This window comes from Noviherbaspirillum sp. (assembly GCF_035654295.1).
Taxonomy (GTDB): domain Bacteria; phylum Pseudomonadota; class Gammaproteobacteria; order Burkholderiales; family Burkholderiaceae_D; genus Noviherbaspirillum.
Map to the genome: position 1 here is coordinate 1 of NZ_DASRXF010000054.1, position 14,768 is coordinate 14,768.

10 protein-coding genes and 2 tRNA genes are annotated in these 14,768 nt (G+C 64.1%); 6 read left to right on the top strand and 6 right to left on the bottom strand.

Translation table 11 applies throughout. The features are described 5' to 3' along the window. A partial coding sequence (locus VFF99_RS06280) for an HAD-IC family P-type ATPase (protein ID WP_325016035.1) occupies window positions 1-560 on the top strand: 560 nt, incomplete at its 5' end. 17 nt (window positions 561-577) lie between these two features. Beyond that, window positions 578-988, top strand: coding sequence for a Cu(I)-responsive transcriptional regulator (gene cueR, locus VFF99_RS06285; RefSeq protein WP_325016037.1), 411 nt, complete (start codon window positions 578-580; stop codon window positions 986-988). Between the two features lie 124 nt (window positions 989-1,112). Here cueR and VFF99_RS06290 read toward each other — a convergent pair whose 3' ends face one another. Further along, window positions 1,113-1,319, bottom strand: coding sequence for a heavy-metal-associated domain-containing protein (locus VFF99_RS06290; protein ID WP_325016039.1), 207 nt, complete (start codon window positions 1,317-1,319; stop codon window positions 1,113-1,115). Window positions 1,320-1,485: 166 nt separating this feature from the next. On the opposite strand from VFF99_RS06290, the gene VFF99_RS06295 reads away from it, so the two are divergent. The 4 genes from VFF99_RS06295 to VFF99_RS06310 all read left to right on the top strand — a co-directional run bounded on the left by VFF99_RS06295 (window position 1,486) and on the right by VFF99_RS06310 (window position 10,373). After that, window positions 1,486-3,534, top strand: a complete 2,049-nt coding sequence (locus tag VFF99_RS06295) for a tetratricopeptide repeat protein (protein WP_325016041.1) — start codon at window positions 1,486-1,488, stop codon at window positions 3,532-3,534. A gap of 419 nt (window positions 3,535-3,953) precedes the next feature. After that, a complete protein-coding gene (locus VFF99_RS06300) occupies window positions 3,954-8,771 on the top strand; it encodes an autotransporter-associated beta strand repeat-containing protein (protein WP_325016043.1) in 4,818 nt (1,605 codons plus the stop codon). 64 nt (window positions 8,772-8,835) lie between these two features. Next, a complete protein-coding gene (locus VFF99_RS06305; protein ID WP_325016045.1) occupies window positions 8,836-9,615 on the top strand; it encodes a hypothetical protein in 780 nt (259 codons plus the stop codon). Further along, window positions 9,612-10,373: a hypothetical protein gene (locus VFF99_RS06310; protein WP_325016047.1), complete on the top strand. Its 762-nt coding sequence runs from the start codon at window positions 9,612-9,614 to the stop codon at window positions 10,371-10,373. Before VFF99_RS06305 ends, VFF99_RS06310 begins: the two co-directional genes overlap by 4 nt. Here the strand turns inward: VFF99_RS06310 and VFF99_RS06315 are convergent. The 5 genes from VFF99_RS06315 to VFF99_RS06335 all read right to left on the bottom strand — a co-directional run bounded on the left by VFF99_RS06315 (window position 10,370) and on the right by VFF99_RS06335 (window position 14,761). Next, the gene (locus VFF99_RS06315) at window positions 10,370-12,025 is read right to left on the bottom strand and encodes a glycosyltransferase (RefSeq protein ID WP_325016049.1); all 1,656 of its coding nucleotides are present in this window, start codon (window positions 12,023-12,025) and stop codon (window positions 10,370-10,372) included. The two genes, VFF99_RS06310 and VFF99_RS06315, sit on opposite strands and share 4 nt — an antisense overlap. Before the next feature lie 21 nt (window positions 12,026-12,046). Continuing rightward, the gene (locus VFF99_RS06320) at window positions 12,047-13,246 is read right to left on the bottom strand and encodes a hypothetical protein (protein ID WP_325016051.1); all 1,200 of its coding nucleotides are present in this window, start codon (window positions 13,244-13,246) and stop codon (window positions 12,047-12,049) included. A 13-nt stretch (window positions 13,247-13,259) separates the two neighbouring features. Then, window positions 13,260-14,393, bottom strand: coding sequence for a glycosyltransferase family 32 protein (locus tag VFF99_RS06325; RefSeq protein WP_325016053.1), 1,134 nt, complete (start codon window positions 14,391-14,393; stop codon window positions 13,260-13,262). A gap of 129 nt (window positions 14,394-14,522) precedes the next feature. Next, a tRNA-Thr gene (locus tag VFF99_RS06330) sits at window positions 14,523-14,597 on the bottom strand. Between the two features lie 88 nt (window positions 14,598-14,685). Further along, a tRNA-Lys gene (locus VFF99_RS06335) sits at window positions 14,686-14,761 on the bottom strand. Window positions 14,762-14,768: the final 7 nt, after the last annotated feature.

Here is a 14,768-nt window from a genome sequence, read left to right on the forward strand (position 1 = left end):
TCGGCCTGCTCGCCTTCGGCGACCGGATCAAGCGGTCGGCGGCGCACACCGTGTCGCGCTTGCATGCCCTCGGTGTGAAGACCGTCCTGCTCACCGGCGACAACAAGGGCAGCGCGGCAGCGGTGGGCAACGCGCTCGGCATCGACCAGGTCATTGCCGAAGTGCTGCCCTCGGACAAGGCGGACAAGGTCAACAGCCTGAAGCGGGAAGGGCAGGTGGTGGCCATGGTGGGCGACGGCATCAACGATGCGCCCGCGCTGGCCGCGGCCGACGTCGGCATCGCGATGGCGACCGGCACCGACGTCGCCATGCATGCGGCAGGCGTGACGCTCATGCGCGGCGAGCCGGCACTGGTGCCGGACGCGATCGACATCTCGCGCCGCACCTACACCAAGATCCGGCAAAACCTGTTCTGGGCATTCATTTACAACCTGGTCGGCATTCCGCTGGCAGCCTTGGGCCTGCTCAATCCCGTGTTTGCGGGGGCGGCAATGGCATTCAGCTCCGTCAGCGTGATCACCAACGCATTGCTGCTGCGCCGCTGGAAGGCGGCTGACTGATTGAAAGGGGGAACATCATGAACATCGGAGAAGCATCCAAGGCGTCCGGCGTGACGGCGAAGATGATCCGCTATTACGAAAGCATCGACCTGATCAAGGCGGGCAAGCGCACCGATTCCGGATACCGGATCTACGGCGCGAACGACGTGCACACGCTGCGTTTCATCAAGCGCGCGCGCAACCTCGGGTTTTCACTGGAACAGATCAAGGACCTGCTGTCGCTGTGGCAGGACCCGGCGCGGGCGAGTGCGGATGTGAAGGCGATTACGCGCGCGCATTTGGACGATCTGGAGACGCGCATCAGGGAATTGACGGAAATGCGGGACACGCTGCGGCATCTCGAGCACGCCTGTTCCGGCGACCATCGCCCGGAATGCCCGATCCTGCACAGCCTGGAAACCTTGGGGGAAAAGGCGTCCTGCCACTAAGCGGGCAGGCAAGCGTGGATTGGCGGGTTTCGCTTCGTTCTACGCACCTACCCTCCTTTATAAAGAATCGTAGGTTGGGTAGAGCGAAGCGAAACCCACCGCGCCGTCCTTGTCCCTTGATCGCTTATCGCTCCGTGCTTGCCAGCACGTCGTAGCCGGCGTCCGTCACTGCCGCTTTGATCTCATCGAGCGACGCGCTCGAACTCACGACCACCTTCTGCTGCGCCAGGTCCACGTCGACTTTCGCCGCGGCGTCGACATCCTTGACCGACTTGGTCACGGCACTCACGCAGTGGCCACAGCTCATTCCTTCAACTTTCAGTTCGTACATCTTTGAGTTCCTTTCTGGTATGGGACAGCATATTGTGAAGCTTCCGCCAGTGGGAAGGTCAAGGCTTTTTGTGAAATGGCATTGGCATCGGTGACAGATCTCTTGCACATGGGGAACTGACGCTCCCCGATCCTGTCCGTGTTCAGGATCGATTACCTTCACTTTCATGGCTGCAAGCAACCGACGCCTTCTCGACACCGCCATTGCCCTCCATCGCCAGGGACGATATGGCGAAGCACTCGACTCGCTCGCCGCCGGCGTGCAATCTGCATTCGCGTCACCCGATCTCCTCAATGTCGCCGCCGCCTGCGCAACGGCACTCGGACGGATCGAGGATGCCATGCGTTACTGCGAGCAGGCACTGCGCGTCGATCCGGTCTACCTCCCTGCCTGCAACAACCTTGGCATTCTGTTACAGAAAACGGGACGGCACGCGGAAGCCGAAGCGGTCTTCCGGCGGGCACTCAGCCGCTGGCCGGATCATGCGGAGGCGCACTACAACCTTGGCCTGCTTTGCCAGGAAACCGGAAGGCTGGACGAGGCTTATGCCTTTTACACCAAAGCGATGCGGCTTCGGCCCGCCCATGCAGCCACGCACAACAACCTCGGCGCGATTTACAAGGCATGGATGCGCCCGCACGAAGCGGAGCGGTGCTTCCACCAGGCGTTGACGATCGACCCGGGATATGCCGAGGCTCGCCACAACCTTGGCTTACTGTTGCAGGAAATGCAGCCGGTCGATATGGACAGCTTCCATCACCGCGGAAACCTGCTGCAGCAGATGGGCAAGTTCGACGAGGCGCAGGCCTGCTACCAGCGCGCGCTTGCGCTCGATCCCGGCAGCGCGGACCTGCACAACAACCTCGGCGTGTTGCTGTCGCGGCAACAGCGGATCGCAGAAGCAGAACAGGCGTACCGGCACGCCTTGTCATTGCGTCCCGCCTATCCGGCCGCGCTCCACAATCTCGCGCTGCTATTCCTGCAGTCTGCGCGGTTCGGTGCCGCGGAAGAGGCATTGGCGCAGCTGCTCCGCCTGCAGCCCGGCCATGCCGAGGGGTGGGCCAGCCTCGCCAACCTGTTCCAGCGGACGCAGCGCCTGCCCCAGGCGGAGAACGCTTACGCGCGTGCATTGGCGCTGCGGCCCGATCATGCCGCCGCATGGAACGACTTTGGTACGCTGTTGCAGCAGATGCGGCGTTTTACTGAAGCGGAAAGCGCCTACCGGCGCGCGATCGCGATCGACCCCGCCTATCCGGAGCCACAGTGGAACCTCGGTTTCCTGCTGCTATATCTCGGCCGCCTTGAAGAAGGGTGGCCGCTGATGGAAGCGCGTTACGACAAGGCGCTGGCGCGGCCGATCGCGGCGGTGCCCGATCTGCCTTTTCCACAGTGGACGGGGCAGGACCTGCGCGGAAAGTCGATTCTCGTCGTCGACGAGCAGGGCTTTGGCGACGCCATCCAGTTCGTCCGTTATCTGCCGCGACTCAAGCAGGCCGGCGCCGCGCGTGTCACGGTGGTGTGCAAGCCTGCCCTGGTGCCTCTCCTGCGGCACGCGCCCGGCGCTGATTGCGTCCTTGCCGAGGGCGGCGCGGGGCAACAGGAGGGCCATGACTACTGGGTGCTGATGCTCAGCCTCCCCATGCGCTTTCGCACGGCGCTGGCGACCATCCCCGCACAGTTGCCTTACCTGACGCCCGATCCCGCACGCATGCGCCACTGGCGCGACCGCTTGCCGGCGCGCGGTGCGAGAGTCGGTCTCGTGTGGAAGGGATTCGGCGGGCATGTCAACGATGCCCACCGGTCGCTCCCCGGCCTTTCCTGCCTGGAGCCGCTGCGGTCGGTCGAGGACGTCGCGTTCGTCAGTCTGCAAAGAGGGATGGACGATGAGCAGGCGCAGCAGGGCCATGCCGATTTTCCTTTGCTCGATCTGGGTCCCGATATTGCAGACTTTGCCGACACGGCGGCCATCGTCGCGCAGCTCGATCTCGTCATCTGCGTCGACACCGCGGTTGCGCATGTGGCCGGCGCACTTGGCAAGCCGTGCTGGGTCATGCTGCCGTACACCTTTACGGATTGGCGATGGATGGAAGGACGCATCGACTCGCCCTGGTATCCGGACACGCTCACCCTCTATCGGCAGCCGGCACCCGGAGCATGGCCTGCCCTTGCGCACACGATTGCCGCCGACCTTGCGCGCTGGGTGCGATCGCGATAATGCAGAGGCTGTCGTTTTTTCACTCTGCGCCACTGCGGCATTCCGTGCATATGTAATTTTTTCAAGCGAAGAGCAAGCGTGTTGCGTGCTCGCAATAAAAAGTTCCTCACAAGAAAAATTTCTTTCTGTAACAGCGAGCCGTGCGCTATTGTCATGACTCGCCTCTACAAGTTTCATTGCAGGGCATTGCGGACGTCCATGCGTCCGGTTTTCGAGTGAAGTACTGACATGCCCGTGTTCCAACAAAGCGATTTGATTGCAGCGCCTGCGAGCCAGGTATCCGGTCACACCCAGCGCTGCGTCGAGAAGCCACCCCCCACCCGTCGTACGTAACCCCTGTCTGCCCGGTCTTCGGCGTCTGCAATTGCGTTTGCAGCGCAACGGGATTCTTTTGTCCTCTGTATTTCAACGAATCGTTTATGAACCACATTTATCGCCTGGTCTGGAACAAGAAACGCAAGATGCTGGTCGCCGTCTCCGAAGCGACGAGCACGCAAGGAAAGAGCGCCGCCGGGGAAACCACGGCGAACCGCGGAAGGCGCGGTCGCAAGCCTGCGGAAACAGCAGCATTGCCGATCACGCTGGCAGCCGCAGCCATTCTGTCCATTTTTCCTCAAGTCGCATCGGCACAGTCGTCGACGCAGTTCACTCCTGTGATCGCGCAAGGTGAAACGCTATCGATCACTGATAACGAACTGAACGATGCAGCCGGCTCGATCATCCAGGACGACGGCACGTTCGACATATCCGCGACGACCGCGGGGGCGAACATCCAGAGCCTGACCGGTTCCGGCGCAGTCCTGCTCGGCGGGCAGACACTGACGCTGACCAATACCAACGACCTGTTTGCAGGGACGATCAGCGGGTCGGGCGGCATGGCGATCGCCGGCGGTGCACTGACACTGAGCGGCAGCAATGAATACACCGGCGCGACATCCATCGGCGCGGGTACGATGCTCTCACTGACGGGCAGCGGCGGCGTCGCCAACTCCTTCGTCATTGCCAACGAAGGCACGCTCGACATCGCCGGCACAGATGCAGGCGCGAGCATCCAAAGCCTTTCCGGTTCCGGCGCCGTCCTGCTCGGCGGACAAACCCTGACGCTGACCAATGCGGCCGATACCTTTGCAGGCATCATCGACGGCGCGGGCGGCATCAGCATCGTCGGCGGCACCGCAACCCTTGCCGGCAGTCATACCTATACCGGCGCGACCTCCATCGGCCCGAATTCCACGCTTGCCCTGTCCGGCAGTGGCGGCATCGCCCAGTCCTGGCTCATCGCGAATGATGGTGCCTTCGATATCTCCGCCACCGACGCGGGGGCCAGCATTCAAAGCCTCTCCGGCTCCGGCGCGGTGCTGCTTGGCGGACAGACGCTCACGCTGACCAATGCCGCCGATACCTTTGCCGGCGCCATCAGCGGCTCGGGCGGCGTGGCGATCACAGGCGGTACCGCGACATTCAGCGGCGACAATACCTACACCGGCGCAACTGTTATCAGCGCCGGCACGACGCTCGGCCTTGCCGGAAGCGGCGGCATCGCCCAATCTTCGCTGATCGAGAACAGTGGCAGCTTCGACATCTCGGCGACCGGCAACGGCGCACGGATCAAGAGTCTGTCCGGTTCCGGCGCCGTGCTGCTCGGGGAGAAGATGCTCACGCTGAGCGATGCCAGCGATGTCTTTGCCGGCGCGATCAGCGGCTCCGGCGCCGTGGCGATCACCGGCGGCTCCCAAACGCTCAGCGGGAACAATACCTATACCGGGGCGACCTCGATTGCCAGCGGCGCGACACTCAAACTTTCCGGCAGCGGCGGCATCATCGACTCGCTTGGCCTGGCCAACAACGGCGTGCTCAGCATCGCCGCCACGAACAATGGCGCCAAGCTCAAGAACCTGTCCGGCTCGGGCGCGGTGCTGCTCGGCGGGCAGACACTGACGCTGACCGACGCCAGCAGCACTTTCTCCGGCGGCATCAGCGGTTCCGGCGGCCTTGCCATCACCGGCGGGACGGCGACGCTGAGCGGTACGAACAACCTCACCGGTACGACGACGATCGGTACGGGATCGACGCTCAAGCTGTCCGGCAACGGCAGCATCGCCAACGCGGGCAAGGTATCCGCGAATGGCGCGTTCGACATCGCTTCGAAGAGCACGGGCACTTCCATCAAGAGCTTGTCCGGCTCGGGCTCGGTCATCCTCGGCGGTCAAACGCTCACCATCACCAGCGCAAACGACACCTTCAGCGGCACCATCTCCGGCTCGGGCGGCGTGGCGCTGTCCGGCGGCGTGCAGACGCTCGCCGGAACCAACACGCACACCGGCGGCACGACGGTCAACGGTGGAACACTCAAGATCGATTCGGACAGCAACCTCGGCAGCGGCAAGCTGACCCTGAACGGCGGCAAGCTGCAGACCGCGAGCACGCTGTCGACGAGCCGGGATATCGAGATCACCAGTCAGAACGGCACGATCGAAACGGGCGCCAACACCACGCTCTCCCTCGATGGCCAGCTGAGCGGAAGCGGGCGCCTGACGAAGGAGGGCGGCGGCACGCTCGTCCTGGCCGGTGACAATGCGGGCGGACAAGGCGCGCAGAACACCAATGGTTCCGGCTGGACCGGGGGCCTGAACGTCAACGGCGGCCTGGTCAAGGTCACCAATTCCTATGGACTCGGCTGGGGCACGCTGTCGGTCAACGGGGGAACGATCAATGCGACGGTCGATATCCTGACCGGGCAGAACATCAACCTGACCGGCTCGGTGTCGGTGAATGTGGGCGGCGGCACGAGCACCAACACCAACACGAACCCGGGTACGAATCCGGGTACGACCCCCACCACGCCGCCCCCGACCTCCACGGTCGGCGATAACCTGAACGTCTCGGGCAGCGGCACGCTCGTCAAGGAAGGCGGCGGTGTGCTGGTCGTGGAAGGCACGGTGTCCAATACCGGCGGGGTGCAGGTCAACGATGGCGTTCTCACGCTGTCGGGCAACAACAGCTACACGGGCGGCACCTCGATCAACGGCGGCACGCTGAAGATCACGTCGGATGGCAACCTCGGATCGGCCACCAGCAACATCACGCTGAACGGCGGAACCTTGCAGACCGCGGCCTCGATCTCGTCCAGCCGCGATCTGGTGATCACCGGCCAGAACGGCACCATCGAAACGGCAGGGGCAGGCACGGTGCTGAACCTGAGCGGCAGCCTCTCCGGCGGCGGGCGCCTGACGAAGGACGGCGAGGGTATCCTGGTCCTGGGCGGGGACAACAGCGGCGGACAGGGAGCGCAGAACAGCGCCGCCTGGACCGGCGGCATCGTCATCAATGCCGGCGAAGTCGCGGTGACGCACGCCAAGGGCCTCGGCTACGGCGAACTGGTGCTGAACACGGGAACGCTGAATACGAAGGTTGATATCGTCGCCACGCAGAACATCAGCGTCGGCGCCGGCGCGGTCATCAATACCGACAGCAGCACCACGATGACGCTCGCGGGCAATGCAGTCTCCGCCGCAGGTGGAGGCAGCGGATCTTCCTGCTTCACCAAGACCGGCATGGGCACGCTCAACCTGGCGGGCAACGCGCAGTTCGATGCGACCTGCGTGATGGCCGGACGCCTGCTTGCCAACGGCAGCTTCACCAGCCTGGTGACGGTCGAGCAAGGCGGCATCCTCGGCGGCAGCGGCGTCATCAATGGTGCGGTGGCGGTCAAGGGCACGCTCTCGCCGGGCAACTCGCCTGGCATGCTGACGGCGAACTCCACGATCACGATGGCGCCGGGAAGTACTTACAAGCAGGATATCGGCGGCGCGCAGCAGGCATCGGCGGCCACACCGATCGGAGTCCCCGGGTATTACTCCTTCCTGCACGTGACCGGCAACAACCAGTTCGTCATCCAGGACAACGCCACGCTCGCTCCCGCGCTGAAGGATCTCTACACGCCCGGCGAAGCCGGCTACGGGACGGCGCCGTTCGTGCCCTCGGTCGGACAGGCATACCGCTTCATTACCGCCGACGGCGGCATCGTCGGCCGTTTCTCCCACCTGGCGCAACCGGACGGCATGGCGGCAGACACGCGCATGGCCGTGTTCTACAACGCCGGCGGCAGCAACAGTATCGACCTGGTGGTGCTGCCGTCCTCGTACAGTGCTTGGGCTAGCAACAGCAACGGCAATGGCCGCGCCGCCGGCGCAGTGATCGACCGGATCGTGGACATGAACCAGGCCGGCACTGCCACGGCAACGCAAGACCAGTTGCTGCTGATGGCGGCAAGCCGGGATGCCGCATCGCTCGGCAGCCTTGTGAAAGGCTTGAGCGGCGAAGTGCATGCCGCGCTCGGTGCAGCCGCGGCGCAGTCCGGCTGGAGTGCGCAGAACACCGTCAGCAAGCGGCTCGCAGGACCGGATGCAGCGCGCGAGAATGATCGCGGACTGTGGATCGATCTTGGCGGCCATCGCGGCAAGTGGGATGGGGACGGCGCGGCGTCGGGATTCAGCGCGAATCGCACTCAGCTCACCGTGGGCGCGGAGGTGCTGGGCGAGGGAACGTCTCGCATCGGCTTCGGCTTCACGCATGCCAAGTCCGACGTCTCCGCCGACCTGGGTTCCGGCTCGGTTGCGCAGAACAGCGGCTTCGTCTACGGCCAGACCGGCTGGAACGGCTTCATCGTCGAGGGTCTCGCCAGCCATGGCAAGAACACGACAAAGAGCAGCCGGATCGATCCCGCGGCGATGGTTCCGGCACTGGAGTCGCGCACGGATGGCAACAGCAGCGTCCTTGGTGTCGGCCTGCGCATGCCGCGCCACTTCAACGGCGCGAACGTCGAACCCTTCGTGCGCGTGGCGGTCCAGCGCTTGACCCGTGACGCGGGCGTTGAAAGCGCAGGCTCGATTGCCTCGCTCGGGCTGAACCGCCTGTCGGCCACCGGCACACGCGTGCTTGCCGGTTTGTCAGGCAGCTCCGCGCAGACCGATCCGCTGGCTGCGTCCACCTACAAGTTCAGTGCTGGTCTCGGCGCGGACGGCGGCAGCCTCGCAAGCGTGAAACAAAGTACAAGCCTTGCCGGCCTGCCGGCATCGGTGAGTGCGCCGGACGCCGGCCGCGTCTTCCTGCAGGCAGGTGTGACGGGAACCGCCCAACTCACCCGGCAGTCCTATGTCTACATCGGACTGAGCGGCGAAGTGCGCAGCGGTTACCGGGACTTCGGCGGGAATATCGGCTTGCGCGCGTCGTTCTAGTTCTTGCGGTGACATTGAAGCAGGCCGGCTCCAGCCGGCCTGCTTCTTTTTGTAATTGATCTTCATGCTGAACAGACTTCCCCACTTCTGGATAAACCGGCAATGCGACACGCACCGGCGCATCCTGGCCGAACGCTATCTCGCGCAACATGGCATCGCCCACGCGCGCGTGGATGCAGTGACGCCCGAGACCCTCCCCACGATCAGCGTGCGCCAGCCCTTCACCAACTCGCTGCCCGAGCTGGCCATCTTCAGCTCCCACCTGGCCGCGGTCGGCGCCATGTTCCATGCCGACTGCGAGCTTGGCGTGATCATGGAAGACGACGTGCGCTCGCTCCACGTGTTCGACAGCGCGGCGCTCATCGCATCGGCGCCTGCCGACTGGGAAATCCTCCAGCTCCATGTCAGCAACCTGCCCGTCGTGCTGGAGCTTGGCGAAATGTATTTCCGCCATGGCATGTTGTGGCATGAATGGGAACCGAGCTGCTTTTCCGCGGGCGCTTACCTCATCAACCGCCGCGGTGCAGCCCGACTCCTGTCCCGCTATCGTCCCGGCGGCGCGGATATCGACCTGACCGGCGTGCATGCCTACGGCAAGCTGGTGGCCGACCATCTGCTGTACCGGCGCAGCGTCTGCTATACCGCGACGATTCCCTATTTCTTCAATGACATCTCGTTGCAGTCGACCCATGCGCCGCACCGCGATGAAGCGCATCACCGGCCAGGCGCGACGGGCGTGGAGAGTGTCATGCGGCGGATCGAGCAGAGTGCGCGGGGAGGCTATCCGTTCGCCCTGCGATCCCTTGCCGGCAGCGGACAGGAACCCGAGCGGGCGCAAGCATGAGAAACCTGCTTACCGTCGTGATCGTCACGACCTGCCGCGAGAGCCTGCTGCGCGCGGTGCGGTCGGTGTACCGGCAGCGGATATCAGGATGCCTGCAGATCCTGATCGGCGTGGATGTCGATCCGCACCAGCGGCTCGATGCGTTGGTCGCCACCCTGGTTGCCGAATGTCCGGCGCACATCACGATCTCGCTGATCAACCTCGGCTACTCCACCTCGCGACGGCACGGCGGCCCGCATGCCTCCTTCTACGGCGGGTCCTTGCGCTCGGCGCTCACGCTGCTCGCCGACAGCGAGATCGTGGTCTACCTCGACGACGACGACTGGTTCGGCGAAGACCACTGCAGCAGCATTCTGCGCGCCATCGACGGGAAGAAATGGGCCTACGCCTATTCGATCTATGCCGATGGCGATACCGGTAAAGGCCTGTGCGTCGACGAGATCGAAAGCGTCGGCGCAGACCGCGGCATCTATGCGCAGGAATTCGGCGGCTTCGTCCGGCCCAGCGGACTGGCGATCAACAAGATGGCCCTGCTGCACCTTGTCCATCTCTGGTCATGCTCGCCGTTCACGACCGGCGATGGCGAAGACCGCTTGCTGTTCGAGCATTTGCGCAAGGAAGCGCACGGCTGTACGGGGGCGGCGACCGTCTATTGCGCAATCGATCCCCGGGATGTGCTGCACGAAGTTCGCGCCGCCTTCATGCGCTGCAAGGGCGTGGAGTTCAGAAGCGGCGCGAAATCCGAATCTTCGCGCTAGCGCGGCAGGCACGCAGCGTATTCGGCATGCGGGCCTGACCTTGCCGCGGCCGCAAGCGCATCCTCGTACTGGTTGTCTGCGGCGACGTGGCTGGCCGCATTCCAGATCGCCGCGAAATGCGTGTTCGTCCAGGTATTCGCACCGGTCTGCACGTAGGTGTACAGCCATGGCGCATCGACCAGCAGGACGCGCTGCGTCGCGATGATGGTTTGGGCGACAGCCGTGTCCTCGCCGCGCGCCTGCGCGGGATAGGCCGGCACTTTCTCCTTGCGTGCCAGCATCGACCCTTCCCATTCGCGCGCGCCGGATATGCCTATCCTGCGCTCGGCGGGCGACCACAGCATCCAGCGGCTCAGGAACAAGGCGTCGGCCTGCATCGACCAGACGAGCGCCATGCCGAGTTCAAGCCGTCGCGGATGATAGAGGTCGTCGTCATCCCACTGGCACACCCATTCGCCTTGCGCCGCGCGCAGTGACAGATTGCGCAATTCTCCCAGGCTCGCATTGGGCGTCTCGGAATAGACGAAGCGGATACGCGGTTCGCCGAGCGTCCGGCAATGCTGCTCGATCTCGGTGTCCGGGGTATCGCACACCAGCACGAGTTCCCGGTTCGCATACGTCTGCCGGCGGAAGCATTCCACCGCATAGCGTGACGGGAAGAGGCGGCCGCGCGTCACCATCAGGCATGACACCAGCGGCTGCGGGGCGGGCAGGGCCGCCAGTTCGATCGTACCTTGCTGGATGAGCGCGCCGCGCTGCCCGAGCTTGTAGTCGATGCGCCGGTTATCCTGCTGCAGGTAGTCCGCGAGCGGTGCGCGTTGCGCCGGGGGCATGAAGCGGCTGGCAATCATCGCGTAGGTGGATTGTCCGGCCCGCACATAAGCCTCGGTCAGGAGTCCGGCGTGAAACTGCGTGAAGTCGGTGCGCGACGCGCTCCACCAGAGATGGCTGCACAAGTGCAGGCTGAATATATCGCGCAAGTCCTTGTCGCATCGCTCGAAAAGGATCTGCATGCCATCCGGCGTCCAGGGATGCCGGTAGAAGTAGCGGCGCGGCACGACATGCACCAGTTCCGGGTGCGCTTCCCACAGGCGGGACGCGAGCTGGCAGGAATGACTCGTCCACTTGCCGTCGAAGGCCTTGTACGCCGCATCCAGCCATTTTCCGATGAAGGGGGCGCCGGGCACGGCGGCGATGAGCGCATTGCACAGCGAGGGGCGGAGCAGCCCGCGTTCGTCCGGCAGGGAGCCTTCCTCGCCCAGCACGCACTCGTAGCTGTAAAGATGGTCGGGCATCGGGGCGACGAACAGCGTATCCATGTCGGCGTACACGCCGCCATGCTCGAGCAGCACCTTGAGGCGGATGAAATCCGCTTCGTGGGCATAGCTCCAGCCTTCCCTGGCGATCAGCTTGCCCTCGTCCGAACGCTCGTAGGCCGTGTGCGGCAAAGCTTCGCGCCTGACCTTGCGTAGGGTCAGGTGCGGTTTGATCGCTTCCCACCAGGGGCCGTAGGGCTCGTTGTCGTAGTGGAAGTAGATCGCGTCGGGCCGGTTGACCTGGCGGCAGGATTCCAGGCACAGGTAGTGCGCGAGATGGAAGGGCTCGGTCTGCGCTTTCAGGCCGAAGATGAAGTGGTAGATGCGCGGGATCATGGTTCTGGATGGCCGGTGCATTCAGCGCGGCGTGATGAGGTCGTGGAAGCGCCGCATGATGACGGCCTCGGAATGGGTATTGCACAGCCGCTCGCCGAGCAGCAGGGCATGCCGGTCTGCCTGATGGCGCCGTTCGAACAGCGCGCGCATCTTGCGGCGCGCGTCATCGCTATTCGCCACCGCCCAGCGATGATCCGGGCCGTAGGTGGTGCCGGGCCAGTCGACCGGCTCCAGCGTGTAGTCGATCAGGCCGGGATGGTCTTGGCCGAGGAAATCGAGCTGGCCGCTCCATCCCGTCATCAGCACCGGTTTGCCGAGGACGGCGGCATCGAATGCGCCCAGTCCCCATCCTTCGGCACGGGCCAGGGAGATGTAGGCATCGCCTGTCTGGTGCAGGCAGTCCAGCCAGGAGCCGCTCACGCCGTCCCCGGCCATCAGCGCGACGCTGGCGCGCGGCCGTCCGTGCCTGCCTGCCGCCGCCTGGATGCACTCTTGCACCAGTTGCAGGGAGGTTTTGCCCTGCTCGTGCGGCAGGGCAAAGTGCACCGGCTTGTTCGATGTCTTGAGCACCAGCGCGACCGGCTCGTCCTGCGCGAACTCGTCGAGAAAGGCATCGATCAGGCGGGGGAAATCCTTCCGCAGCATCCATGCGCCGATGCTGTAGAACACATACTGGTCTTCGCGAATGCCGAGCTGCCGGCGCAGGTCGCTGCGCTGTTCGGGTGTTACATCCTCGTGCGCGTGGCGGCGGATGTGGGGCACGACGTGGACGGGAACGGTGACGCCGCCGGCGCGGAACACCCGTGCATTGAATTGCGAGGGCACGAGCACGCCGTCGAAGCGGTTGAGGATGCCGGGCCAGTGCGCGGGGATGGTGTCGGACTCCCAGGCGCAATAGGCGAAGTTGGTTTTTCCTTCCTCGAAACAGCCTGGCAGGTACTCGGGGACGATATGCGAGACGACGACGTCGTATTCCTTGGGCGCGACAGTCAGTTGCAGGATGGCCTGGAGGTCGCGCAGGCTCGGGTCGCCCTGGCTCGCGCGCACCACTTCCAGCAGATGCGGGTCCATGCCGGGACGCCAGAATTGCAGGCCGTTCGCTCCCCAGAACACTGGCTGCCAGCAGACGTCGAGGCCGAGGTTGAGCAGTCCGCGCAGGTAAGCCATGCCTGAAAGGCCGTACCCGGTGGTGTCGCCGTATGAAATGTATTTGATGGACATATGCGTCTGGAAATCAGGTGGTTGCGGCGGGATGCTCTTCCCTCCGCAGAAAGCGAAGCTGCCGGATGCGAGCGCGCGCGTTGCCGCTTGCCAGGATGCCGATCCCGATATCGTTGCGGCTTGCCGGCAGGTCGAACTGCGCGGCGATCGTCGCCGGCCCGTCTTGTGCGAGCTGCACCGTTGTCCGCGCGAGTTCGACTCCGTCCTTGATCCGGACGGCGACCAGGCCCAGTACCGAACCAGCGGAAGCGGAGACATCCATCAGGACGCCATAGCCGCCGGCGGCGAAGGGAAACAGGTTGGCCAGCGCGAGGGGGCGGAGCGCCGCATCCGGCGGATCGGCGGGATCGCAAACCAGTTCGGCATCGATCAGCGCACAGCTTGTCTGCCCCATGCGCTGCAGATAGTCCGCCGTGACGGTGACCGGAAAATCGTTTGCATAGATCACGCCGGCGTAATGGAAATCGTTGTAATTGTTGACGCCTTCCTCCAGGCCCAGCTCGTCCAGGCCGGCCTTCGTCTTGGCACGATAGGCAACCAGCCGGCCATCGCTCGCATCGACGAATACCAGCGATTCCATCGTGTCGCGCGCAGCGACATTGGTCACTTCGCCAAGATGGATCTGGTCCGGGGTGCAGTGCATTGCGATTGCCTTGCCCAGCAGGACCGGGCCGGTCGGACACAAGGGCGAAGTGCCGCGATAACGCGAATGGCAATTCGCCACGATCATGCGGATGGCCGCCTGGATGGCGGGGAAGCGGGCCGGCGCCGCGAGGATGGTATTGCTGACAATCCAGGGCGCAATCACGGCGCGGTCGCGGAAGACGGAGAGTTTCCCCGGCAAGACATCCCAGGCGCGGTGGAAGTGGACCGACAGGTCGGCATAGACGCCGCCGTATTCATGCAGCAGGCACAGGCGCGCGAGGTCGGCCTTGTAGGCATAGGGCAGCAGCTGGTCGAAAGCCCACAGGGCTTCCTTGTCCATGCGCCCCAGGAAATCCCGGATCGCATTCTTGCCGTACAGGCGATGCGGCATGCCGGGATGATGTGCCTTGAAGGATTCGATATTGCGCTGGATCGGCGGCGGAAGTGCGGCCAATGACAGGTCGTCCTCGCGGTCGGAAATGAGTATGTTGAAAAGATGCATGCAGTGCGGAGCCGGCGCCGGGTGAGCAGCGTTGTTGAAGCGATTGCTGTAGCCGGTGCTTGGGCAGTTCCGGACGCCAATAGTTTCCGAACGGCTCTGCGGAGAAGGGAAGGAGAACAGGGAGGGCGATGGTGCCCATGGGCAGGATTGAACTGCCGACCTCTCCCTTACCAAGGGAGTGCTCTGCCACTGAGCTACATGGGCACGATCCGGAACCGTTGCAAAACGATTACCTGAAAGGCGGGGCAACAAAAAGCCCGGTCGAAAGACCGGGCTAGATGTTTGAAACTGTTGGTAGGCCGTGTAGGGATCGAACCTACGACCAACGGATTAAGAGTCCGCTGCTCTACCAGCTGAGCTAACGACCCAACGAAG